This is a genomic window from Eubacterium sp. CAG:156, from assembly GCF_000434315.1.
Taxonomy (GTDB): Bacteria; Bacillota; Clostridia; order Lachnospirales; family Lachnospiraceae; genus Eubacterium_U; species Eubacterium_U album.
The window spans coordinates 29,183-53,221 of record NZ_FR878170.1 but is presented as its reverse complement, the minus strand read 5'-3'; the positions used below and the strand labels follow the sequence as shown (position 1 = coordinate 53,221).

Below are 24,039 nucleotides of genomic sequence, written 5' to 3'. Positions count from 1 at the left end.
TGAACTTCGTTCATTTTGTTTCCTCCTGTAGTTACTTTCTCAGCCTTTTAATTTTATAACATCCGACCATTTACTTGATACTTTTTTGCCATTTTTTTTATAATAAAATGTCCTTGCCTTAAATTGGTATTTTACTCCCTTTACTAAAGATTTCCTTGAGCTTGTTATTCCTACTGCTCCTTTTTTATTTTTCCTCTTCTTTAAATTTGTTGTTATGTTTATTTTTCGAAAATTTTTATATTTTCCGCGACCGTTTTTCATATAAATTTCTATACAAGTACTTTTATCAGATATAATTCCCCAATATATCTGCCAGTTTCTTGACTTCTTTTTTATTCGTATTTTAGGTTTATTTAATTTTGTTTTGTTTGTCTTAACATTGTCAACCTGTCTTAACATTCCTTCCACATCATCAGACTGTAATTCTTCACCATTTACAAAATTTGCAAAAATGTGATAATAATATGTCTTTCCTTTTTTGACATCATTATCTATAAAAAAACGGCCAATTCTTTTTTCCTATCAATTCATATATTCCATCTTTTTGTTTTGATCTAAATACATAATAAGATTCCACTTTTCCCAAATCTTTCCACTCGATATTAAGTCCTTTGTTGTCATGTGTATTTTCTATTTTATTTATTAATTGTTTTGTTGTAACTAAAGGATAATACAATTCCACTTCCACTGCAGTTCTAAGTTTTTCTCCATCTTTTCCAACAGTTGCAACTTCCACTTTATAATTAATACATCTAGAAAAGATATCAATTCGTAAATATCCAATCATTCTATTATTTACATTATGCAGTTTAACACTATCTTCTAACTCTCCATTTATATATATTTTGCAATCATTAGTCCTATAATTGATAATATTTGTTTCAAATGCGATTATTGCATATGCTTCTCTCTTTCTATCTGAATAATTTAGTACTATATTTTTTATCAAAACATTTTCATTATATTTATTTTTACAGCAAGAAAATTTATCACTTGTCCTAGCTGTCTTCGTATATCCATAATAATTAACATTATATCTATATCCTAAATCAGTATTCAACTCATCATCTTGCTCATCATATATATTTTTACTAAAATATTCTAAAAATTGATTATCAGAATCAAAATACACTATATCATTTAACGCCGCACTACATTTAGTGCTAATTAATAATGAACCTATAATAACTAACATATATATATTAAAATATAGTATCTTATTATATTTTTTTATTATATATTTTAAACTTCTAGTTATATTTAGCATTTCCTATCCCTCCAAAAACAATTGCAAAATTCCATTTTCTTCATCTTCCATATCTAAGGATTCCAATGCATCTTTTATATAAAATTCTACGTCTTCTCTTATTTCCTCAGATTCTCTAAGTCCTGTCAATTCCATAAGAAGGCTTTCGCATTTATTTTTCATTTCCGGATTTTCTGTGTATTGAGCCGCAATAGACATATGATTCATCTGGTAATATGGATTTGCAATATCAATATTTGCTAATACATATAATATTATACACTCTATCTTATCTTTAGGGCACAGTTTTTCCATATTTGCATAACTTAAAAGTTGATTTATTTCGGGTCCTGTCATATTCAATTTTATTCCAAGTGCTATAAGCCTGTTTCTGTTTGGCACCTCTCCCCAGTTCTTTAAATTTGAAATCATCTTTTCAAATCCTTTGTCCAAATTTTCATCTTTTACAAGACTATGGTAAGAACCACCTACACTTTCAGCCTTAACATATGATTCAATATAATCTATCAGTTTATAGTAACTATTAAAAAACTCTACTTCATTTTTTCTAATGAAATCAAAAAGTTCTTCATCATCTGACATATTTATTATTATTTGCTCAACATCTATTGTTTTATTTTTTGAATCATTTAAATATCTTCTTTTATTTTTTGTTTTTAATACATCCAGAAATTTTTCCTTCATGCTCAAATAAGTTACATACGCATTTACATTTTCATCCTTAGGATAATGAGATATGACGTAAATGCAGATTGCATCTTCTAATGATTTAGAATACAATTTAGGATATTTCCCATATCTTTGTAAAATAAAATTAATTTCCTGAAAATTATATCTTAATCCCATTCCAAATTTTATAAAACTTTCTCTGGATTTTGGCACTTTATTACTTTTCGCCCATGATTTAATAGTATTTTTGCTAAATCTACATATTTTACCTAATTTTTCGTAAGATAGTCCATTACTTAACATTACATTATTTATATAATCTCTCCAATTTGAGTAGTACGGACTGTATTTATTAATTATTTCTTTTAATTCATCAGCCTCTTCACAGTTAATGACTTTAAAATACATTTCTGTAGTATTTACATGTTTCATTTTTTCTCCCTTTTTCCTGTCCATGAAAAATTGCAAGCTCTCTTTTTTTGTAAATTTTATTTATAAATTCTCTTTTTCACGAATTCTCTTATACATTCTTTCAGCTACTTCATTTCCTTTATTCATTGCTTTTTTATACCAGAATTTTGCATTTTCCATATTTATTTCATTATTTGTCTGATATAAAATCCCTAAATTTAAACACGCGACGTCATCACCTTGTTTTGCTGACATTTTTAATAATTCTTCCGCTTTTCTTTTGTCTTTTTCTACACCGTTCCCATTTTGATAAAGATAAGCAAGATTATTAAGTGCCTTTGTATATTTCTTTTTTGCCGACTTTCTATACCATTTTACAGCTTCATTTATATTTTGAGGTACGCCACGTCCATTTTCATATAAATAACCAATTATAAATTCTGATTCTTTATTTCCATTATTTGCTTTTTTTATATTCTCTTTATATATTTTTTTATCTTTCTCATTTTTACGCTTATGTCTCTCAATATATTCAAGGCATTCCTTACGTAAATTTTCTATCTTCTGTTCCTGGATTTTTATACTGAACTTTATGTTCATACCATTTGCTACTTGTTTAAAAATAGTAACAATTTCGTATGCTTCATTATTTGTTTTTACTTCATTATTTATTAAATCAAATAGTAATATTTTTCCCTGTCCGGCTTCATTAACACAAATTTCTTCATTATTTATGTAAATATTAAATCCGGGGTATTTTTTTATTATATATTCTACGCTTTCAGTTACGCTTTCCATGAGATTACATAGCCAGATTTTCTTTTCTTCTACCGTATTGTCAGACAAGTTAATATTTTCATCTAAAGCCATTTCAATCAATGTTGTAATCTTTTCTGTTTCAATAACTATTATCTGTCCTTCATTAAGCTTTTCTGTTGTCCATTGGCTACACTTTACCAAATATTCTGTTTTTTTACCATCCTCGCATATTTTTTCTATTGTATCTTTTAAATATGCTTTTTCTTTTTCTAAATAAATTGCGATAAGGGACATTTCCATATTCTGCTTATCTTCTATTGTATAAACTACTGTTGAATTATTCCACAATGTCTGTTCAATCAATTTCTGTCCGTTATTTTGTGTATAATTTTTTATCTTTTCATCTAAAATACGTTGTACGTTCATTAATGTCCCCTTTCCTATATTTATTATATCATATTTATATTCACAATAAGGCAGAATTCAAAATGAATTCTGCCTGACTCATATTACATTTATGTAAATCTCAACCATTGTTAAGTCCCCATTTTTGCTTTCTTTACTAATACTATATCAGATAATTTTTTTATTTTTTTCACAAACTGACCCCTGCACTTTTATTACATATTTGCAAAAAAATATCCGGATTTAGATTGCTTTATTCGCACCTCTAATTCCGGATTTTTTCGTTGTATAATATTCTTTTAATCTTTGTCTGTTAGAATAATAATTAAATCAGGTTAATCACTCTTACATATAATGTTTTAGCCTTTACTCTATAATCTTATACTCTTTCATTAACTTGTTCTGATATTCAATATCTTTAGCAGATTTTTCTAAATCGTCATATCTTTTTTCTGCTAATAATATAGTGTTAAGTTTGTTTATATTCTCCTGACCCTTTGCCTCTCCAGCCTTCAATCCCTCTCTATATTTCAGATTCATCTCCATCTGTAACGACATATACTCTCGCCTCCATCTCGTATTTTTTCTGACTGCAATTACCTTTTCATCAATTTGTTTCGTTAAATCACTTTCCGGTTCCTTGCCATCAAAATATTCCAATAATGATTTCAGTTCTTTATTTATGCCTTTTTTATCCCCTTTTGTGTTTAAAAATATCTTATGCGTTCCATCATTAAGTTTAATTCCACAATCATCTATACATAAGTTTTCAAACTCATAAATACATTTGTTCTTTCCAAAGAAATCAAATGTACAAATAAATATGACATAACTTTCTTTAAGTATATCATATGGCTCACCTTTTTCAATCATGTTTAGATCTATAACTCCCTGATAATATCTTGATCTTTTTGGTAATTCTTTATACGCTGTTGTCTGCATTTCAAGATTAAACACCGTATTATTCTCATCCTCAACATATATATCTAATCTTATGCCTTTTGATTTTACTGTCATCTGTATTGTTTCTTCATAATCAACATATTTTATATCCCTTATTTTTATATTTAATATGCTTTCTAACAATGGTTTACATAATCTCTTATCACTCATCACTTTTGCAAAAATAAATGGGTCTGTAATATCTAATTCTTCGTATTTCTTCATTAACCTTCTCCTACATTATATAATTTTATGTTTGTATCTCCTTTGTTTTGTTCTCATATTGTTTATGTTTTATATATTATACATATATTTAGTAACATGTCAAGTTGTTTATTTTAAAATAGCCATTACATAAAAAAATCCCCATAAAATTCAATTATGCTTTTAAAGCGCACAATCAAATTTTATGGGGATTTTAAAGGTTTATATACATATCAAACTATGCAAATTTTTCACCTGTTAATAATTCATATGCTTCTTTATATTTAGCAACTGTCTTTTCAACAACTTCATCCGGAAGAAGTAAATCATTGTCAGGGTTAGATTTTAACCAGTCTCTTACGTACTGCTTATCAAATGAAGGCTGTCCCTGTCCTGGTTTATATCCTTCGAGTGGCCAGAAACGTGAGCTGTCAGGTGTTAACATTTCATCACCAATTACTACGTTTCCATTTTCATCTAAACCAAATTCAAATTTAGTATCTGCAATAATGATTCCTTTGCTTAAAGCATATTCTGCACATTTCTTATATAAAGCAATTGTACAATCCTTAATCTTTTCTGCATATTCTGCGCCTTTTCCAGGATATGCTTTTTCTAATACTTCTACACTCTGTTCAAATGAAATATTTTCATCATGGAGTCCGATTTCTGCCTTTGTACTTGGTGTATAAATTGGTTCAGGCAACTTATCTGATTCTACTAGACCTTCAGGAAGTTTTATTCCGCAAACTGTTCCATTTTCCTTGTAACTTGCCCAACCACTTCCTGTAATGTATCCACGAACGATACATTCGATTGGAAGCATTTCTAACTTCTTACACATCATACTTCTGCCAGCAAATTTGTCATTCTGGAAAAATTCCGGCATATCTTTAACATCTGTTGATACCATATGGTTAGGAACAACATCCTTTGTATAATCAAACCAAAATTTTGACATCTGTGTTAAAACCGCACCCTTGTCTGTAATCTTGTTCTTTAAGATGTCATCAAATGCTGAGATTCTGTCTGTTGCAACAATAATCATATTGTCTCCATTATCGTAAATCTCACGTACTTTTCCTTCTTTTACCGGTTTAAATTCCTGCATTATTGTACTCCTCCATTTTCTTCTGCCCTTGTGTTGTTGAACAGTTTATTCTATTTTATGTATCTAAGCTTACGCTCACCATAAAATTATAAACAGAGATTTTATGTAAGTCAATGCTTTACTACTAATCCAAAGCATCCTTTACCGGAACTTCTACCTTTTCTTCAAAGCATTCAAATAATTTATCTGTTTCTTCTTTTTTCATCTTAGGTGTTAATAAACTTATAACAGGTACAAGGATTAAACTTACAAGCATTGTAAATGCACCTGCATTAATTGGTGACTGTATGTATCCCCAAATCATATTTGTCACAGTAACTATGATGCTGAAAATAAAACTTGCCCATACAGAAGCCTTTGTAACTTTCTTCCAATATAATCCATACATAAATGGCGCAAGGAATGCTCCTGCTAAAGCTCCCCATGAGTAACCCATAAGCTGAGCAATATTAGGAATACTATCTTTATTTAATGCGATAATTACTGAAATTGCTACAAATACTACTACGAAAATTTTCATAAGTAATACCTGTTTCTTTTCTGCCGTTTTCTTTAATACCGTTGTTCCCAAAAAGTCAATTGTAATTGTTGAACTTGATGTAAGTACCAATGAGGAAAGTGTTGACATTGAAGCTGATAATACTAACACAATTACAATACCTATTAATATATCAGGAAGTGTTGAAAGCATTGTAGGGATAATTGAATCATATCCACCGGTTGCAATATCAATTTTATCAGAGAATAATCTTCCAAATCCTCCTAAGAAATAACATCCACCTGAAACAACTACTGCAAATGCAGTTGAAACTATCATACCTGTCTTGATTGATTTTTCACTTTTAATTGCGTAAAATTTACCAACCATCTGAGGAAGTCCCCATGTTCCTAATGAAGTTAAAATAATTACTCCTAAAAGATTTAATGGGTCAGGTCCAAAAAATGATGCAAAAATTCCGTCACCTGCTACTTTAATTACATCACTCTCTATAGGCACCTGTGCTGCAAGTTTTGACAATGAACTATAAAATCCACCCTGTCCGTTTAATACTGAATAAATAACTGCGCAAATACCAAACAACATTACAATACCCTGAATAAAGTCATTGATTGCTGTTGCCATATATCCGCCAAGAATTACATAAAGTCCTGTAAGTACTGCCATAATAATAACTACTGTACTATATGGTATGTCAAATGCCATTCCAAATAATCTTGAAAGACCATTATATACAGATGCTGTATATGGAATTAAGAATACAAATGTGATAACACTGGCTGCTATTTTAAGTGCATCACTATTATATCTTTTCCCAAAATAATCAGGCATTGTCTTAGCATCTATATGCTGAGTCATAACTCTTGTTCTTCTACCTAATACAAACCATGCTAACAAACTTCCAAGTATGGCATTACCAAGTCCAATCCAAGTAGAAGCAATACCGTACTTCCATCCAAACTGTCCTGCATATCCTACAAAAACAACTGCTGAAAAATACGATGTTCCATATGCAAATGCTGTAATCCATGGTCCTGCTGATCTTGAGCCCAATACAAATCCGTTAACGTCTGTGGCATGCTTTCTTGTATATACACCGATTCCAATCATGACTGCAAAAAATACAATCAATAATAAAACTTTAACTAACATTTTGTTCCTCCACTTTTTAGTTTAATATTTTATCGTCACTTTAAACCGTTACGCTTTAAAGCATTAAAGTTATTATCACATAACATCCAATTTTTGTCAATAAAAAAATCCCCGAAAAAGATTTGGTTATTTCCTCCTCTTTTTCGAAGATTTTATATTTATTTTCAGGATCTATTAAACTTATAATTATTTATTTTTCCTCGTCTTTAATTATTCTTGATACTCTTCTTCTCACAATATCTTTTTCAATAGGTTCCATCATCAAATCAACAACTCCACCCTGAATTGCTATCTTACACTGCTCGATATTGCTTTCCTTACAAACTGCTATCTTAGGAATACCTGCTATCTCCTTATTATTATCTAAATAATCCATGATTAATTTTCCATCATCTTCATCATTTGACAAATCGGCAATTATAATCCTAATTTCGCGCTGTTGCTTTATAACTTTATCTATTTCGTCTGATGAAATAACTTCAATCACATTATATTTGCTACTGATTGCCTTATCTATCGCATGACATATGGTTCGGCTTTTACTATATACAATAACGCTTTCTCTTTTTTCTTCATAAGTACCATAATCATCCATGCCATATTCATGGTAACATGCTTTACCATATTTCTTTGCTTCTGCTAAAGCTTTATCAGCTCTGTCAAATAATTCTTTATAATCATTTGTTCCATTATCAGCAAATGCTAATCCGACACTTACAGTAGTTCTTCCTTTAATCACTGTACTTTTCTTTACTTTAAATATTCTAATTATATCTCTTGCCTTTCTTCTGGCAATCTCTTTATCCGGAATATCATTTAAAAATACAACAAATTCATCTCCGCCAATTCGACCTATTATGTCTTCTTTTCTAAAGTTATCCTTCAATATTCTAGATACACGTCTTATGGCATGGTCACCAATCAAATGTCCTTCACTGTCATTTATATACTTAAAATCATCCATATCAACAACAATAATTGCACCTATATGATTCTTATGTTCATAAAGCCGGTTATTAATTTTATTAACAGTTGTCATCTTATTATATAACCCTGTCATCTGATCAAGTTCGGAAAGTTCTGACAATTCTCTGTTTTTCTTTTGTATTTCTGCGTATTTTCTTGTAGCAATCAAAACATTGCTTACACGTGCCTTAATTACTTCCCTTACAAGCGGCTTTGTTATGTAATCATCTGCTCCATTTTTAAAAGCTTCGATTAAATTTGCTGAATCATTGTTAACTGTAACAATAATAATAGGAATATCTGCAAATCTTTGATCTAACTTTCTTTCCTTAAGAATATCCACACCTGTCATATCAGGTAACCAGTTATCCAATAATACAATATCAATATTATATTTGTACTCTTTTAAAATTCTAAAGCACTCTTCTCCACTTTGTGCCTCCAGAATCATAAAATCTTCTGCAAAATAATTAGCAATGATATTTCTATCAATCTCATTGTCATCTACAATAAGCATTGTATCCATTATTTAATTTACCTCCCCTATTTATCGAACTTATCTCTTCTCCTATATTTGGTTTTTCCCAAATGAAATAAAAAAACCGCCACTCTTCCCTACAAAGTGCCGGTTTCTCTCTCATAAATAGTTTTATCTTCTAACTACATATAAAAATTGTGTTCAGTAATAATGTCTTCCCCAAAACATTTTGTTATATATGATAGTAGTGTATTATATAAGCTTATTTAAAGCTATTTTCATTAATCTTACCACGTAAATAAAAACATTACAATACGCATTTTTATGAAACTGCTATTATTTTAGAAACGTTTTTATTATTTTTTTATTTTATTAATAGTTAACAGTCATATTTTTTCATTATATAAATTTAATTAATTTTCCTTATACTAACATCATTAATTTTATTTTCTATTTTCTTTCCATAAATTCTTAATATAATTAAATTGTCAGTAGTTACTTTTCTTTTTTTTGCAATTAAAAACACCGATATATTAACGTCTAACGATTAATTTTCTAATCTTATTAACATATCGGTGTTCTTATTAATTTTCAAATTCTATCATAAATTTGCTTTTATTATAAAATCTGTTTTATTTTTTTGTTTTAACTGTCTTAACTGACCAATCGCCATAAACTTCTGTTCCACAGTAATTTGTCTTTGCGGCTCTTACCCTTACGAAGTACTTTGTGCCCTTCTTTAAGTTCTTAATAGTGTATCTCACTTTCTTAGCTGTAGCACTTGTTTTCTTCTTGAAGTTCTTATTTGTAGACCACTGAATCTGGTAATTCTTAGCCTGAGCTGCCTTTTTAAATTTTAAAGTAGCTGTTGCCTTTTTACCTTTTACTTTATTTGCCTTAAGACTCTTAACTTTAACTTTTCCTACCTGGTTAAGTTTCTGTACTGTTGCTTTAACTGCATCAGGTGTTACTGTAGAATCTGTTGTTGCAAATACTATCATATTTGTTGTTGCTAAGTTAATAACAAAATTAGCTTTGTTTGGGTTAGCAGGATCAATTGTTCCTGTTGTTGATGTAATTGCTGCAGGGAACTCAATGCTAAAGTTAAGTGTAATAGTTGATGTGTCGATTCCCATAGCTGAGTACATAGCAACTGACTCACTCTGTGCCAAACTTACTTCACTGTATAATGTAGTGCTTGTTACATAAGCATCACTTGATAACGCTTCTTTTACTACTTCACCAATCTTATCAACTGTTGATGAGTAAGTTTCTGTTGCTTCGTAAAATTCCTTGCCATCTTTTGTTACAACTTTCATTTCTTTTCCATCAGAAATATCTGAAGTTGTCATTCCTGCTGAAGTTAACCATGTGTCCATGCTTGCTTTATCAATATCTACTGTAGCTACTGCAGATGCTGTTCCATCTGAATTAATCTTTACATTAGCATTTTCTGTCATACAACCTGTAAACATAACTGTTACTGCTGCTGTTACCGCTAAAACTTTTACCTTTGTTGATCTCATATATTTCTCTCCTCCTATAATTATAATACGGTAATGCCCCCTCCCTTCGGTCAGCGGCTGGTCGGCGAAAATATTTTAAGAAACGAACTTCGTTCGTTTTATTTTCGCCTCTTTATTTGTTACTTATTATTGTATCATATTATATAATAATAACAACTTAAGAATCTCTTATTTTTCCCAATTATTTGCTGTTTCTGAACTGAACAGGAGTCATTCCATATTTTTTCTTGAACAATCTGTTAAAATGTTCAACATTCTGATAACCAACATTTTCTGCAATTGCTTCAACAGTCATGCTTCCACTCTTAAGTAAAGCTCTTGCCTTTTTCATTCTTACATTTTTAACGATATCACCAAATGTATTTCCTGATTTTTCTTTAATGTACTTTGATAAATATGGTTTTGACAAATGGAATTCATCAGCCAATTCATCTAATGTTACTGTCAAATAATTTGTATGAATATAATTCATTATTTCATTTAATCTGTCATCCTTACAGGCATTTACTCCTACTTCACTTTCTAACTGATTCACTGCAACTGTCAAAGCCTGAATTGATGACTTAATAATATCAGCATCAATTCCAACACCCCAGAACATCTTACCATTATGACTGATTCCTACATATGATACAGCCTTTGATGATGAACCTCTTGATAATGAATGTTCTTCATATACTGACAATTCATAACTTATGTTAAAGTACTGCTTAAATGCATTACTTACGGCATCAAGTCTTCCGTTTCCTGTGCTCTTGATAACTCTGACTTTGTCATCATGTGCAATTGTAACCTCAGTTATAATTCCGTCTTTCTGTTGGAAATGACATTCAGGTACGCTGAATACTGCATTATTTGTAATGTATTTATCTTCAAATATCTGGTATACCCAATTTGGTGATAATTCTTTATGCTCTTTATCTGAAACATCCTTAACTGTGTATCCGACTTCTTCCTTCATTCCATCCGGTAAATCCATACCAAAATTCTGTTTTAAGATGTAGCTTACGCCACCCTTTCCTGACTGGCTGTTAATTCTGATTACATCTGAATCGTATGCTCTTCCAACATCCTTAGGATCAATTGGTAAATATGGAACATTCCATTTTTCTGTATGACCTGCTTCTCTGTATGCCATTCCTTTTGAAATAGCATCCTGATGTGAACCTGAAAATGCAGTAAATACCAAATCACCTGCATATGGCTGACGTGGAGAAACTTTCATTCTTGTTAATTTTTCGTATGTTTCGCAAATATGTGGCATATCACTGAAATCAAGTTTTGGATCAACTCCATGTGAGAACATATTCATTGCTAATGTAATAATATCAACATTACCTGTTCTTTCACCATTTCCAAATAAAGTTCCTTCAATTCTGTCAGCACCTGCCAATAATCCTAATTCGGCATCTGAAACACCACATCCTCTGTCATTATGTGGATGTAATGAAATCGTAACTGCATCACGATATTTCAAATTCTTGTGCATATATTCAATCTGAGTTGCAAATACATGTGGTAAAGAATTTTCAACTGTTGCAGGAAGGTTGATTATAACTTTATTGTCAGGCTTTGGCTGCCATACATCTAATACAGCATTACATACTTCCAATGCATAATCTACTTCTGTTCCTGTAAAACTTTCAGGACTATATTCAAATGAGAAGTTTCCATCTACTTCATCAGCTAATTCTTTTAATAATTTTGCTCCATCTACGGCAATCTTTTTAATCTGTTCTTTTGACTTCTTAAATACCTGCTCACGCTGTGCAACTGATGTAGAGTTATACAAATGAATTACTGCATGCTTACATCCTTTTACAGCTTCAAAAGTTTTCTTAATAATATGCTCTCTTGCCTGTGTTAATACCTGAACTGTAACATCATCAGGAATCATGTTTCTTTCTATTAAGGCTCTCATAAAATTGTATTCTGTTTCTGATGCAGCCGGGAATCCAACTTCGATTTCTTTAAAGCCCACTTTAACTAACATCTGAAAGAATTCTAATTTTTCTTCCAAGCTCATTGGTTCAATTAAAGCCTGATTTCCATCTCTTAAATCAACACTACACCAAATTGGTGCTTTTTCAATCTTTTCTTTCTTAACCCAATCAAATGTTGGTGTAGGTGGCATAAAATACTGTTTCTCATATTTTGTACAATCCATCATAGTTCTTACTCCTTCTAACCTTTAATAAATATATGTAACTTGCATCTAAATCTGTACCTTGATGTTTTTTAATTGATTTATTTTACTTTATTACATTAATGTAGCAAATTGCCCTATAACGTAAAAAAGCTCTATAATATCAAAAGATATTATAGAGACGAATCATCGCGGTACCACTCTACTTCATGTATAGACATGCCCTTACTGGATGCTCATGACATCCGCTCCCTTTAACGGTGGAATCCGTCCTGACCTACTAATATGTTCAGCCGGCTGCTCTAAGGCGAGTTCATTATATCACTCCTACTGTCTCACATCAACCGACAGCTTTCTGAAAGTCGCTCAATAATTACTATTCCTCTTCTATGCATTTGTTTATGTTTTAACTGTGATAATAATAACATATGCAAATCTAGAATTAAAGTGACGTTTTTAATCATTTTTATTGATATTTTTTAATATTTTGTATTTTATTTATCAATTTAGTTGATTTTTCTTTTTTATAACAATAAAAAACGCGTGCCTTCGAGTACGCTAACAATAAAGAAAGCTACCAACTTTAAATTGATAGCTTTCTTTATTATATAAATATATTTTTTAACCTAATACAATTATGATATTCAGCCTACTTTTAATTTAAATTTCTGAACATCTTTTTCACTGTCAACCTTTTCAATTGTTGCTCCAAGGCCTCTTAACTTGTCAGAGAAATGTTCATAACCTCTCTTAATGTAAACAATATCTTCAACAGTTGTAAATCCTTCTGCTGCAAGTCCGGCAATTACTAACGCTGCTCCTGCTCTTAAGTCAGGTGCACAAACCGGTGCTCCTGTAAGACCATTTACGCCCATTATTAAAGCTGTATTGCCTTCAACTTTAATTCTTGCACCCATTCTGTTAAGTTCATCTACATATTTAAATCTGTTTTCAAAAATGCTTTCTGTTACTGTGCTGCTGCCATTGGCCATTGCAAGTACAACTGCCATCTGTGGCTGCATATCTGTTGGGAATCCCGGATATGGTAATGTCTTAATCTGAGTATTTCTGATAAATTCTCCACCTTTAACTCTTACCGCATCATCGTATTCTGTTATTACGCAACCCATTTCAATAAGCTTAGCTGAAATGCATTCCAAATGTTTAGGAATAACATTCTTTACAAGAACACTTCCGCCTGTTGCTGCTGCTGCACACATAAATGTTCCTGCTTCAATCTGATCAGGAATTGTAGAATAAACTGTTCCGTGTAACTTCTCTACACCTTCAATTCTAATCTTATCTGTTCCTGCACCTCTGATATTAGCTCCCATACTGTTAAGCATATTAGCTACATCTACAACGTGAGGCTCTTTAGCTGCATTTTCAATAATTGTCTTACCTTGAGCCATTGAAGCTGCAAGCATAACATTAATTGTTGCTCCTACTGATACAACGTCGAGGAAAATATGATTTCCTAATAACTTCTCTGCTCTGGCATCTACCATTCCATGTTCTGTATCAACTTCTGCACCTAAAGCTCTAAATCCTTTTATATGCTGATCTATTGGTCTGCTTCCTATGTCACATCCACCTGGAAGAGCTACTTCGGCCTTATTAAATTTACCAAGTAACGCTCCAATTAAATAATAAGAAGCTCTTATTTTCTTCATCTGTTCATATTCAACTACACATGATGTAATTGTGTCACCTTTTATCTTAACGCAGTGTCTGTCTACTCTATCGACTGTGGCACCAATGTTAGCAATTGCATCAATCAAATGATTAATATCACTAACGTCAGGTAAATTATCTATTGTCACTTCTTCATCAGTCATAATAGCCGCTGCTAATAAACCTAAAGCTGCGTTCTTAGCACCACTTATCTCCACTTCTCCATTGAGTGGTGTTCCGCCTTTTATAATATAACGTTCCATTATGCACCTCGGGTATTTATGTATATAATTGAGTTGTAAAAACTCAAAGCAAAAACCGACCGAAATAGTTTATCATCTAATTCACTAATTCGGTCTAACTTTAAAATTCTATTTATTTCTATCTATTATGTCACTTGTATGAGAATTAAATTCTAATACAATTATCCTTTGCTTTTTTACGCATAGACTAATTATAACACATTATCGCTCTTTGTAAACCGATTAATTCATACATTTTCACAATTTATTATATGTTTTTTTGTTGAAAATGTTACCTATTTAAGAAAATTAAGTGGATTTACATGCTTATCATTTTGTATTACTTCAAAGTGAAGATGCGGACCTGTACTGTCTCCGGTATTTCCACTAAGTCCTATTATCCTTCCCTGTTCAACCGTATCACCTAAATTAATTAAGATTTTACTTAAATGAGCGTATCTGGTTTTTAGTCCATTTCCATGATTTACCAGTATATTATATCCATAACTGTCACTTAAATATGCTTTTTCTACTGTACCATCTGCTGCCGCACATACGCTTGTTCCAACTTCAACTGCCCAGTCGTGTCCCAAATGTGTGGTTCTTCTGTCAACCACGTCTCCAAATACTGAAGTTGTCACTCCACCACTTACAGGTTTTCTAAGTTGTATCACGGTATTTGATACATTCTGTACTGAATTATCATCAGTTTGGTTTATTTCATTATTTGCTGTCCTTCTCAAAGAATCTTTATTTATTGTATTTTTTAAAGACTCCTTATTTGCTGTATCTTCCAAATAGCCAGCTTTTTCACCTTTTATAGAAGATATTTTTGTATTGCAAATTTCTTTAACTGCGCCATCACTTTCTTTATGATTTTTAGCTAAATGTGTATCTGAGGTATCATTTGCCTGAATAACTTTTATAGTTTTATCATTTTCTAAAATCATAAAACTATATGCCCATGTTTCCATTATCATTTGAGAAAAATTAAACAGGATTATCATAAGTATTAAAATTCCTGCCACAACATATGATACTGCATGGCATTTGTTTATATACTTACTATTCATTTTTAATTGTAAACGCCTCCAAATAAATTGTTATTTTGTTCACATGCTACCAGGCTCAAAAGTTCTAAGCCTACATGAGTTTGTTCATAAGTAAGTGAATTATCTTATTATTCGCCTTTGTATTAACAAATTATTTTATTCACATTCGTTTTTTCCTATTTTTACATCTGCCCTATTTTTCGCCTTTGTACTCTTTTATTTTTTCTAATGTTAACTGCACAGTTTCTTCTACATTTATGTTACTTTCATTTACCACTACATCTGCATATTTTTCATAAAGGGGTACTCTTTCGTTAAATAAATCATCAAGCGTCTGTCCATCACGCAAAACTACGCCTCTGTTTTTCAAATTGCCAAGTCTCTTTTTTAGGTTTGCCAAATCAAGCTCTAAATATACAACAGTTGCAATTTCTGACAAATGTTCCATTGCTTCCCTGCCGTACACTACGCTTCCGCCTGTTGAAATAATGGCTTTTTTAGGATTTAATGATTTATTTACATCATTTTCTACCTGAATAAATCCATCTATTCCTTTTTCAGCTATTATTTCTTTAAGCAATTTATTTTCTCTATCCTGAATTACCAAATCAGCATCTATAAACTGGTATCCCATCAACTTTGCAAGTATTACTCCTACTGTACTTTTTCCTACTCCCGGCATTCCTATTAAAACAATATTTTCCTTCATTTTCAGTCCTTTCTCTATTTGTTGCTATTTAATACTTTATCAATTTTATAATTTTTTGCTACTGCTTACACTTTGTAAAATTAGCTATTAGTATTTAATGTTTCTTTATTTTATCTTTATTTAAAAGACTTGCCCTTGACACGGCATCTTCTCCATATTTTTCTTTTATTGCATCTAATGCCTTATCAAGTTTTTTCATTTTTTCTCTGGACGGTTGAACCTTTTGTGATTGTTTTTCATTCATAAGCTCAAATATTGACATTTGCTCCGGCTCATCTTCTCCTACAAGATTCGCTGTTCTTATTCCTAAAAGTCTTACCGGCTTTCCTGTCCAAATATCCTTAAATAACTGTTTTGCATTTTCGTATATTTCATTTTCTACATTTGTAGCATTATACAAACTTGTCTGATGAGACATTTTTGAAAAATCATTATACTTTATCTCAATGGCAATTGTTTTTGCTTTTTGTCCGGACTCTCTCAATCGTCCGCTTACCTTTACAGCCAACTGTAATAATACTAAATTTATATCATCTATTTTGTCTAAATCTGTTGGAAGTGTTGTAGAATTTCCAATTCCTTTCAAATCTTCTTTTGTAGCATTTACTTTTGAATCATCAATTCCATTTGCATACTCCCACAAAATTTTCCCGTGTTTTTTCAAATGTGATTCCACTATATCAACAGGTGTATTTGCTAACTGACCTATTGTATGGATTCCTAATTTATTTAAAACTTCCACACTTGATTTGCCTGCCATAAATAGTTCACCAACCGGAAGGGGCCACATTTTTGTTTTTATTTCTTCCGGAAACAATGTATGTATTTTATTTGGCTTTTCAAAATCCGATGCCATTTTTGCTAATACTTTTTTAGAAGAAATTCCTATGTTTACTGTAAATCCTAATTCATTTTGAATTCTGTTTTTTATAACCTCTGCTGCTGTCATGTATGAACTGAATTTATTTTGAATTCCCGTGTAATCAAAATAACATTCATCAACACTTACCTGTTCAATATCTGAAGTATACTCTTTTAATATGGAAATAAATTTTCTGCTTTGTTCATGATAATACTCATGTTCTGGTGGTATTATCATAATATCAGGGCATTTTTTTAATGCATCAGCCACCGGCTCACCTGTTTTTATTCCATATTTCTGAGCTGATATTGATTTTGCAAGGACTATTCCATGACGTTTTTCTCTGTCACCACCTATGATAGCCGGAATTGTTCTTACATCTACATCATTGCCTTCCTTTAGCAGTTTTACTGCAGTCCAACTTAAAAATGCTGAATTTACATCAATATGAAATATAATTTGTTCCATACACTGCCACCTGCCTTTTTCTTAGTAGCTTTTCCTAAATGTCTATGCTTTTGCATTTTTCGACTTTTTATCTCTTATTTTCTAATCTTTTCTTTTTATTTGCAGAATTTTTTCTCTTTTTCTTCATTACGCTATAACCAAATCTTCCAAGATTTTGACCTAAACTATAATAATGTCCATGAGAATATACTATTGGATTTGCTTTTTCTAATTGGAATCTTCCATCCTTATCCATATATTCTTTGTCTGCGTGTACTGCTAATACATTTGCAATAAACATGTCATGAGAACCACATTCTTTTACATCAACAACTTTGCACTCAATGTTCACCGGACTTTCTTTTATTAATGGAGCCTTTACATACTGTGCCTTTTCTTTTGTCAAATGTGCTTCTTTAAATTTATCGACATCTCTTCCTGATTTAACTCCACAATAATCTGTTGCATACGCCAAATCTTTTGTAGTCAGATTTATTACAAATTCTCCTGTTTCTTTTATCATCTTATACGAATGTCGCGATGGTCGTATTGATACATAAGCCATCGCCGGATTTGTACATATTGTGCCTGTCCATGCAACTGTCAGTACATTGTCATTACCTTCGTTATCACTTACCGTTACCAAAACTGCAGGCAAAGGAAATATCATATTCCCCGGTTTCCAAATTTCTTTTGACATTAATCTTCTCCCTTTTCTTTTTGATTTTTATTTTTGACTTTTATATCTGTAAGGGTTAATGTTTGATCTTCATTTAATGTATAGGTTAAAGTCATTTTTGTTTTACATGAACCACCTATACTGTAAACATAACTTGTATAAATAGCAGTATCTGTAGAAGACACGTATGTATAAGTAAAATCATATGTAACAGTAAATGTATTGTCATTATTATACACACTCTGATGTTTCATTTCTCCCGGTTCAAATGAAACTACTGAATATTTATCAATGTTCTTTGTTTCTGGCCAATATAATACTTCTTCTGTTTCTTTTAAATATTTATCAACCTTTTTCTGAAGTTTTTTATCATTTGCGAAATATGCTTTTAACTCTTTATTATTGCCTTTTTTCTCCCTTGCATTAACATAAAACTGAGTAATCATATTGTCTGCATTTGCCTTTATTTTTTCTTCAAATTCTAAATTTGCATGATATGCTGTAGCGTCGAAATTAATTGTAGTTCCTTCCTGAAGAATTTCAGGTTTTAAATCTATCTGACTATATCTGTTTATCGCATTTGCGTCATATGCTCCGTAAAGTATTTTATCAAAATGATATGTATCTGTATTTGTATTCGCGTCTGTCGTGACCTTAGCCATGTCTTTTGTTACGACTTCTCCATTTATATATAAAGCATCTCCTGTCGGCACAACAAAATTTACGTTTTTTACAAGCATTTTTGATATATCTATTTTATAATCAGGAATAATCTGCATTCCATGTTTTACTTCATCAAATACCAATTTTATTGTCTGGTTAGTTTCTGTTGTTTCATTATTACATATAATATCTACTGTCTTTTTGCCATTTTCTTTATATGGCTCAGAAATTTCATATGAATCAATTACAATAGATTCTCTTATCTTTTTCACTCTGTCTGTGTATGCAGTTTTATTTATATATGTATTCTTTGGCTGATTTACAAGACCATATATTGTATCATAATCCTGAGCTAAAAATGCTTTGAAATATGCAACTGCCTCATCAGTAGGATTAGATTCATAATTTACATATGACAATCCTGCGCCTATTACTGCACATACTGTCAAAAATAAAAGTGCTCCTATCAGTCTTACTATATTGGAATTTATTATTTTTTTAATCATTTCAATCCACCTTCCCGTTTCAAAATAATGTTACCTATTATCCTTGATTTTTGCAAGGCTTTTATGTATCATTTATGTATCAAAATTGCTTTTACTTTACAAAAAGCGGATTGGAGAATTCATGGACAAAAAATTACTTTTTAATGATGCTTTGTCTTCTTTAATAGAATTTGCGGCAGCTAATGCAAACCATGTGTCTACTGAAGACATTCATACTTTTTTCAATGACATAATAGAAGATGAAAAGCAATACGAATTTATATATAAGTACTTACAGGAAAGTAAAATAAAAATTGATGGAATGGATTATATTGTTTCTGAAGAAGTGACTATTGATCCTAAGGAAGAAGAGACTAAGGAATTAGAGACCGTAAAAGCAGCTGAAAGTAAAGTTGTAGAAACTGAAGCTGAACTTGCTTTTATTGAAATGTATAAAAAGGATTTAGAAGCTATTGATGAAATATCAGAAGCCGAGCTTGCTAACTTACTTGATTTGCTTGCAAACGGAGACCTTTCTGTTACTAATAAAATTGTTGAATCTCAACTTTCAAAAGTAGCTGGCATTGCAAATGAATTTCGTGGGCAGGGTGTAACTTATGGTGATTTAATTCAGGAAGCAAATATTGGATTAATGATAGCTCTTTCTGAATTTAATGGTTCTTCTGACGAATTTGCAGCTTATGTTGATGATGCCATCAGAAATACATTAAATCTTGTCATCAATGACCAAATTAACGAAGACCGTGTTGGCGAACATCTGGCTAACCGTATGAATGAATTAGATGAAATTTCCAGAGACCTTACTGAATTACTTGGTCGTGCTCCAACTTTTGAAGAGTTGGCTAAGAAAATGGGTATAACTGAAGATGAAGTTGAAACTATTGTAAAAACTTCTCTTAATGTTTTAAATGCCGGTGATTCTCAGGATGCAGAAGCTATCAATAAAGCGTCTTCTGAATTAAACGCTACAGAAGCTAATAATTCTGATTTAAATGAATTGGGCTTAAATGATTTTGAATCTTCTATATTAAATAACTCTGTATCAAATGACTTTGGAACATCTTCTCCATTAATTAATAATACTGACGAAGAATTTGTATCTTCTGAAACAGATTTAGGTGACCCATTAGAATGGAAGATAAATAAAAAATAGTATTTTGGAATGCAAAAAATATGATTTTAAAATAGAAAAAAACAACGGATGATTTTAAGAAATATTAAAATCATCCGTTGTTTTTCACACTATTTTCCTTTTCTCTTTTTTACGCACTCCGCTAAAAGATATTCAATCTGGCCATTTATTGAGCGGAAATCATCTTCTGCCCATGCTGCAATCTCTTCCCATAATGAAGGGGACAGTCTTAACAACACCTGTTTCTTTGCCTTTTCTTTTTCTTTTAGTTTTTTTTCTTTTGTTAATATTTCTTTTTCCATATTAGAAATATTTTCTAAACGTTTTTGGAGCTCAAGTTCTTTTTTATTAAGTTGTTCTTCCTTATCCATACCGGCTCCTTTCACTGTTTTTTCAATATATATAGTTTCAAATAGTCATAACTTTTTTAATTTATTTTAGCACAATTGTTTGACTTATTTTAACATTATTATCTGATGAATTAATTTTCAATTTATTATTTTCTATTTTTATTAATAAATACTTCCGCTGTTCACAATTGGTTGTGCTTCTTTATTTCCACATAACACAACTAAAAGATTGCTTACCATAGCAGCTTTTCTTTCTTCATCAAGCACCACAATTTCTTCTTCTCCAAGTTGGTCAATTGCCATTTTAACCATACTTACTGCGCCTTCAACAATTTTCTGTCTTGCTGCAATAATTGCCGTTGCCTGTTGTCTCTGAAGCATTGCTGCAGCTATTTCTTCTGCATATGACAAATGAGTTATTCTAACTTCCATAATTTCTATTCCGGCATCTTCAACCTTTTTCTGTAACTCTACTTCCATACTATCTGCAATTTCCTGGCTGCTTCCACGTAGAGTCTTTTCGTTATCATCCTCATTTTCATCTGAAATTATATCATAAGGATACAATCTTGAAATATTTCTTATTACAGAATCACACTGAGTTGATAAAAATTTCATATAATTATCAACATTTAAAACTGCTTTTGTAGGGTCAATTATCTTGCAAATAACCACCGCTCCGATAATTATCGGATTTCCTAAAGCATCATTCACTTTCTGTTTCTCATTATTTAATGTTATAACCTTAGTTGATATTTTCTTTTTTGTAACTCCGGCAACTTTTGCTGAGCTGTTACCATTAGCATCAGAAGAAATTTCAAAGATATTTCCTGTTGTTTCTTCGTTAGGAACTACTGCACTACAAAATGGATTTATAAAATAAAATCCTGCACTTTTAATTGTGCCATAATATTCACCAAAAAGAGTAAATACCATTGCTTCATTAGGATTAACTGATTTTAGTCCGCATGACAGAACAATAGATACAATTAATAACGCTAAACTAACAACAAATAAACCGATTCCTAATCCAAATATCACGTCATTAACATCTTCATAGTTTATTGCAAAAACTAATCCTAGTACAAACGTCACAACTGTTGCTACATATCCAAGTATATCAACAAATAACATTGCGAATCCATTTTTCTTAGTAATTTCCCTTTCCTTTACATTACTTAACTTTACATTTTCATCCATAACTTTATCCTCCCAAGTATTAAAGTGATATTATTTTGATATTACTTTAATACTTATTCTTTTCTTTGTCAATGATAAAATTTATAATACACAAATTCTGATAATTTACTTTTTCCCTCCTATGGTCTATGTGAATAAACTTTAATAAAATTTATTCACAAGACAAAAGTATTTTCTGCATTGTAGCATATGCTCTAATCAAAAAAGACCAAACAGTGCATGCATACTGTTCAGTCTTTTTTCTTATACTTATTCTTTTATTGTAATTGATTGCTTTTTAATTCTATACTAAATTTTATTATAGGTTTATTTTTCTCATACCTCTTTTGCTACTACTTCTATATTTAAATGTATTTTATTGTAACGCCAGACAAATTTGCTGATCCCTTAATAACAACTGTCACGCTTTCAGCATCTGTTGGTGCTTTTGTACCTTCTTCGTCGTAGCCGCCAAATGAACAATTTAACTCATTTTCTACAATCCAGTTAGCCGGAATATAAATTTCCACTCCTCCAAATGAATTCTTTATTTCTATTTCAAGTCTCTTACTTGGCACTTTTGCCTTATCTAAATAAATTGACATTCCTGAAAATTCATTTCTTACATATACTTTTTTTAAATTATTTGAAGTAATGTATTTAACAGTTCCTGCAAATTTTGATTCGCATGTTACTACTTCTCCGCTATCCTGCTCTACATTAACATTTTCATCAAAATATTTTCCTTCATTACTACTATTATTGCTGTAATAATGATTTCCACCTGAGTAATCTTTTTTCCATTTTTTATTTTTCTTTCCAAATATCATGCTTATTCCAATACTTCCTAACAATGCTGCAAACAGAATCGGCCATGGAGTTATACTTTCAATGTGAAGTTGCTCTGACCAGACAATTGCTAAAAAAGCAAGCGAGAATAATATTGTTGTTACCTGTAATCTTACGATTCCATCTAATAATGCAGCACCAAAAAGTACTGTAAAAATTATACTCCAGACACCCACGCCTTCAATCAGACCCAGACCATTAACTACAATTAATGCAGCCATTATTATAAATATCATTCCCCAGTAAATATTGTTTTTTTTCATCACATATTCCTCATTTCTTCTAATTTTTCTTTTAACGGCTTGTAATATGCCCTTGAAACATATACATGTTTAGGCGTTCCTTCAAATTCAATTAAACTTGACGCTGTCAGATTTCTTGTAATCGCATACACTTTCTTTACATTTAAAATTGCTGACTTTGATATTCTGCTAAAGTACCATGGTAATATTTTCTCCAATTCGTATAATTTACTGCCTGTTAAAAATATCTCATTTGCTGTATGAGCCATAACCTGATTGTTATCAGTTTCAAAAAAAAGAATTTCACCAACATCTATATAAAATTCTTTTTCACCCTGTTTAAGCTCAATTTTAAGACTCTGGTTTTCCATCGCTGAGATAGTTTTCTGAATATTAATTATATTCTCATTCAGTTCGTGGCAATTTATTATTACCTGTTCCTCTATGCAGTTTTCATCCACATTTACGATTACTTTCATATCTGACTCCTTATGTGATGATTATATTTGCAAATTATGTGGATGTAAATAGATTTTATGTAAGTGGTATTTTATTAGCAGTAAGTGGTAAATACCAGTCTGTGAACGTTATTTGCAAACAAATTTAGGAGCCGATGGATAACCACCGGCCCCTTTAATGAGATTAAGTAAAATATATTTTAAGAACAGAGTTCCTAAATATCCATTATATTGTTGAGTATTTACTCATTTGAAAGTGCTGCAATACCTGTGTCACCTGTTCTGACTCTCATTACATCTTCTACATCTGTTACGAAAATCTTACCATCGCCAACACCGCCTGTATAAAGAGCTTTTCTAGCTGCTGCTACTACAAGGTTAGGATCAACTGTTGATACAACGATTTCAACTTTAACCTTTGGAAGAAGGTTCATGCTCATCTTAACACCTCTGTAAACAC

The 24,039-nt window shown here is 31.1% G+C and carries 22 protein-coding genes and 1 other annotated feature; of the genes, 1 reads left to right on the top strand and 21 read right to left on the bottom strand.

Going from position 1 to position 24,039, the window contains the following annotated elements:
• Window positions 1-39 precede the first annotated feature (39 nt).
• The 16 genes from ABMA45_RS07970 to ABMA45_RS07895 form a co-directional block, all read right to left on the bottom strand.
• Window positions 40-399 carry a hypothetical protein gene (locus ABMA45_RS07970; protein WP_022089362.1) on the bottom strand — a complete coding sequence of 120 codons (360 nt, stop codon included), beginning with the start codon at window positions 397-399 and terminating at the stop codon, window positions 40-42.
• 88 nt (window positions 400-487) lie between these two features.
• Window positions 488-1,267, bottom strand: coding sequence for a hypothetical protein (locus ABMA45_RS07965; protein WP_022089361.1), 780 nt, complete (start codon window positions 1,265-1,267; stop codon window positions 488-490).
• 3 nt (window positions 1,268-1,270) lie between these two features.
• Window positions 1,271-2,368 carry a hypothetical protein gene (locus ABMA45_RS07960; RefSeq protein ID WP_022089360.1) on the bottom strand — a complete coding sequence of 366 codons (1,098 nt, stop codon included), beginning with the start codon at window positions 2,366-2,368 and terminating at the stop codon, window positions 1,271-1,273.
• A 60-nt stretch (window positions 2,369-2,428) separates the two neighbouring features.
• Window positions 2,429-3,532 carry a tetratricopeptide repeat protein gene (locus ABMA45_RS07955; RefSeq protein WP_022089359.1) on the bottom strand — a complete coding sequence of 368 codons (1,104 nt, stop codon included), beginning with the start codon at window positions 3,530-3,532 and terminating at the stop codon, window positions 2,429-2,431.
• A gap of 345 nt (window positions 3,533-3,877) precedes the next feature.
• A complete protein-coding gene (locus tag ABMA45_RS07950) occupies window positions 3,878-4,678 on the bottom strand; it encodes an Rpn family recombination-promoting nuclease/putative transposase (RefSeq protein ID WP_022089358.1) in 801 nt (266 codons plus the stop codon).
• A 217-nt stretch (window positions 4,679-4,895) separates the two neighbouring features.
• Window positions 4,896-5,768 (bottom strand): phosphoribosylaminoimidazolesuccinocarboxamide synthase, encoded by an 873-nt coding sequence (locus ABMA45_RS07945; protein WP_022089357.1) that lies wholly within the window; start codon window positions 5,766-5,768, stop codon window positions 4,896-4,898.
• A 124-nt stretch (window positions 5,769-5,892) separates the two neighbouring features.
• The gene (locus ABMA45_RS07940; RefSeq protein WP_022089356.1) at window positions 5,893-7,419 is read right to left on the bottom strand and encodes a sodium:solute symporter family protein; all 1,527 of its coding nucleotides are present in this window, start codon (window positions 7,417-7,419) and stop codon (window positions 5,893-5,895) included.
• A 190-nt stretch (window positions 7,420-7,609) separates the two neighbouring features.
• Window positions 7,610-8,911, bottom strand: a complete 1,302-nt coding sequence (locus ABMA45_RS07935; RefSeq protein WP_022089355.1) for a GGDEF domain-containing response regulator — start codon at window positions 8,909-8,911, stop codon at window positions 7,610-7,612.
• A gap of 584 nt (window positions 8,912-9,495) precedes the next feature.
• Complete coding sequence (locus ABMA45_RS07930) at window positions 9,496-10,389, bottom strand: fibronectin type III domain-containing protein (RefSeq protein ID WP_022089354.1); 894 nt, start codon at window positions 10,387-10,389, stop codon at window positions 9,496-9,498.
• 181 nt (window positions 10,390-10,570) lie between these two features.
• Window positions 10,571-12,559, bottom strand: coding sequence for a 2-isopropylmalate synthase (locus tag ABMA45_RS07925; protein ID WP_022089353.1), 1,989 nt, complete (start codon window positions 12,557-12,559; stop codon window positions 10,571-10,573).
• A 150-nt stretch (window positions 12,560-12,709) separates the two neighbouring features.
• Window positions 12,710-12,934, bottom strand: a binding site (T-box leader).
• Between the two features lie 245 nt (window positions 12,935-13,179).
• Complete coding sequence (locus tag ABMA45_RS07920) at window positions 13,180-14,472, bottom strand: UDP-N-acetylglucosamine 1-carboxyvinyltransferase (RefSeq protein ID WP_022089352.1); 1,293 nt, start codon at window positions 14,470-14,472, stop codon at window positions 13,180-13,182.
• Between the two features lie 275 nt (window positions 14,473-14,747).
• On the bottom strand, window positions 14,748-15,524 hold the full coding sequence (locus tag ABMA45_RS07915; RefSeq protein ID WP_022089351.1) for a M23 family metallopeptidase: 777 nt from the start codon (window positions 15,522-15,524) through the stop codon (window positions 14,748-14,750).
• A 172-nt stretch (window positions 15,525-15,696) separates the two neighbouring features.
• Window positions 15,697-16,212: a shikimate kinase gene (locus tag ABMA45_RS07910; protein WP_022089350.1), complete on the bottom strand. Its 516-nt coding sequence runs from the start codon at window positions 16,210-16,212 to the stop codon at window positions 15,697-15,699.
• A gap of 94 nt (window positions 16,213-16,306) precedes the next feature.
• Window positions 16,307-17,542 carry a Y-family DNA polymerase gene (locus ABMA45_RS07905; protein WP_022089349.1) on the bottom strand — a complete coding sequence of 412 codons (1,236 nt, stop codon included), beginning with the start codon at window positions 17,540-17,542 and terminating at the stop codon, window positions 16,307-16,309.
• Window positions 17,543-17,609: 67 nt separating this feature from the next.
• Window positions 17,610-18,221 (bottom strand): flavin reductase family protein, encoded by a 612-nt coding sequence (locus tag ABMA45_RS07900; protein ID WP_022089348.1) that lies wholly within the window; start codon window positions 18,219-18,221, stop codon window positions 17,610-17,612.
• Window positions 18,221-19,369: an NTF2-like N-terminal transpeptidase domain-containing protein gene (locus ABMA45_RS07895; RefSeq protein ID WP_022089347.1), complete on the bottom strand. Its 1,149-nt coding sequence runs from the start codon at window positions 19,367-19,369 to the stop codon at window positions 18,221-18,223. The genes ABMA45_RS07900 and ABMA45_RS07895 overlap by 1 nt, the downstream gene beginning before the upstream one ends.
• A gap of 121 nt (window positions 19,370-19,490) precedes the next feature.
• Between ABMA45_RS07895 and ABMA45_RS07890 the strand changes: the two genes are divergently transcribed.
• Window positions 19,491-20,522, top strand: coding sequence for a sigma-70 domain-containing protein (locus tag ABMA45_RS07890; RefSeq protein WP_022089346.1), 1,032 nt, complete (start codon window positions 19,491-19,493; stop codon window positions 20,520-20,522).
• Between the two features lie 89 nt (window positions 20,523-20,611).
• Here the strand turns inward: ABMA45_RS07890 and ABMA45_RS07885 are convergent, their stop codons facing one another.
• The 5 genes from ABMA45_RS07885 to ABMA45_RS07865 form a co-directional block, all read right to left on the bottom strand.
• Window positions 20,612-20,803 carry an Arc family DNA-binding protein gene (locus ABMA45_RS07885; RefSeq protein ID WP_117909009.1) on the bottom strand — a complete coding sequence of 64 codons (192 nt, stop codon included), beginning with the start codon at window positions 20,801-20,803 and terminating at the stop codon, window positions 20,612-20,614.
• Window positions 20,804-21,013: 210 nt separating this feature from the next.
• Complete coding sequence (locus tag ABMA45_RS07880) at window positions 21,014-22,051, bottom strand: SPFH domain-containing protein (protein ID WP_022089344.1); 1,038 nt, start codon at window positions 22,049-22,051, stop codon at window positions 21,014-21,016.
• Between the two features lie 344 nt (window positions 22,052-22,395).
• Entirely contained in the window at window positions 22,396-23,142 is a 747-nt protein-coding gene (locus ABMA45_RS07875; RefSeq protein WP_022089343.1) for a LiaF transmembrane domain-containing protein, read from the bottom strand.
• Window positions 23,142-23,600, bottom strand: coding sequence for a LytTR family DNA-binding domain-containing protein (locus tag ABMA45_RS07870; protein WP_022089342.1), 459 nt, complete (start codon window positions 23,598-23,600; stop codon window positions 23,142-23,144). The genes ABMA45_RS07875 and ABMA45_RS07870 overlap by 1 nt, the downstream gene beginning before the upstream one ends.
• A 221-nt stretch (window positions 23,601-23,821) precedes the next feature.
• On the bottom strand, window positions 23,822-24,039 hold a 218-nt coding region (locus ABMA45_RS07865; protein WP_348030096.1), incomplete at its 5' end, for a P-II family nitrogen regulator.

What these genes read in the sequence shown, in the direction of transcription:
- ABMA45_RS07970 (WP_022089362.1), bottom strand. Translation starts at nt 399, where the DNA reads ATGTTAAGACAGGTTGACAATGTTAAGACAAACAAAACAAAATTAAAT.
- ABMA45_RS07965 (WP_022089361.1), bottom strand. Translation starts at nt 1,267, where the DNA reads ATGCTAAATATAACTAGAAGTTTAAAATATATAATAAAAAAATATAAT.
- ABMA45_RS07960 (WP_022089360.1), bottom strand. Translation starts at nt 2,368, where the DNA reads ATGAAACATGTAAATACTACAGAAATGTATTTTAAAGTCATTAACTGT.
- ABMA45_RS07955 (WP_022089359.1), bottom strand. Translation starts at nt 3,532, where the DNA reads ATGAACGTACAACGTATTTTAGATGAAAAGATAAAAAATTATACACAA.
- ABMA45_RS07950 (WP_022089358.1), bottom strand. Translation starts at nt 4,678, where the DNA reads ATGAAGAAATACGAAGAATTAGATATTACAGACCCATTTATTTTTGCA.
- ABMA45_RS07945 (WP_022089357.1), bottom strand. Translation starts at nt 5,768, where the DNA reads ATGCAGGAATTTAAACCGGTAAAAGAAGGAAAAGTACGTGAGATTTAC.
- ABMA45_RS07940 (WP_022089356.1), bottom strand. Translation starts at nt 7,419, where the DNA reads ATGTTAGTTAAAGTTTTATTATTGATTGTATTTTTTGCAGTCATGATT.
- ABMA45_RS07935 (WP_022089355.1), bottom strand. Translation starts at nt 8,911, where the DNA reads ATGGATACAATGCTTATTGTAGATGACAATGAGATTGATAGAAATATC.
- ABMA45_RS07930 (WP_022089354.1), bottom strand. Translation starts at nt 10,389, where the DNA reads ATGAGATCAACAAAGGTAAAAGTTTTAGCGGTAACAGCAGCAGTAACA.
- ABMA45_RS07925 (WP_022089353.1), bottom strand. Translation starts at nt 12,559, where the DNA reads ATGATGGATTGTACAAAATATGAGAAACAGTATTTTATGCCACCTACA.
- ABMA45_RS07920 (WP_022089352.1), bottom strand. Translation starts at nt 14,472, where the DNA reads ATGGAACGTTATATTATAAAAGGCGGAACACCACTCAATGGAGAAGTG.
- ABMA45_RS07915 (WP_022089351.1), bottom strand. Translation starts at nt 15,524, where the DNA reads ATGAATAGTAAGTATATAAACAAATGCCATGCAGTATCATATGTTGTG.
- ABMA45_RS07910 (WP_022089350.1), bottom strand. Translation starts at nt 16,212, where the DNA reads ATGAAGGAAAATATTGTTTTAATAGGAATGCCGGGAGTAGGAAAAAGT.
- ABMA45_RS07905 (WP_022089349.1), bottom strand. Translation starts at nt 17,542, where the DNA reads ATGGAACAAATTATATTTCATATTGATGTAAATTCAGCATTTTTAAGT.
- ABMA45_RS07900 (WP_022089348.1), bottom strand. Translation starts at nt 18,221, where the DNA reads ATGTCAAAAGAAATTTGGAAACCGGGGAATATGATATTTCCTTTGCCT.
- ABMA45_RS07895 (WP_022089347.1), bottom strand. Translation starts at nt 19,369, where the DNA reads ATGATTAAAAAAATAATAAATTCCAATATAGTAAGACTGATAGGAGCA.
- ABMA45_RS07890 (WP_022089346.1), top strand. Translation starts at nt 19,491, where the DNA reads ATGGACAAAAAATTACTTTTTAATGATGCTTTGTCTTCTTTAATAGAA.
- ABMA45_RS07885 (WP_117909009.1), bottom strand. Translation starts at nt 20,803, where the DNA reads ATGGAAAAAGAAATATTAACAAAAGAAAAAAAACTAAAAGAAAAAGAA.
- ABMA45_RS07880 (WP_022089344.1), bottom strand. Translation starts at nt 22,051, where the DNA reads ATGGATGAAAATGTAAAGTTAAGTAATGTAAAGGAAAGGGAAATTACT.
- ABMA45_RS07875 (WP_022089343.1), bottom strand. Translation starts at nt 23,142, where the DNA reads ATGAAAAAAAACAATATTTACTGGGGAATGATATTTATAATAATGGCT.
- ABMA45_RS07870 (WP_022089342.1), bottom strand. Translation starts at nt 23,600, where the DNA reads ATGAAAGTAATCGTAAATGTGGATGAAAACTGCATAGAGGAACAGGTA.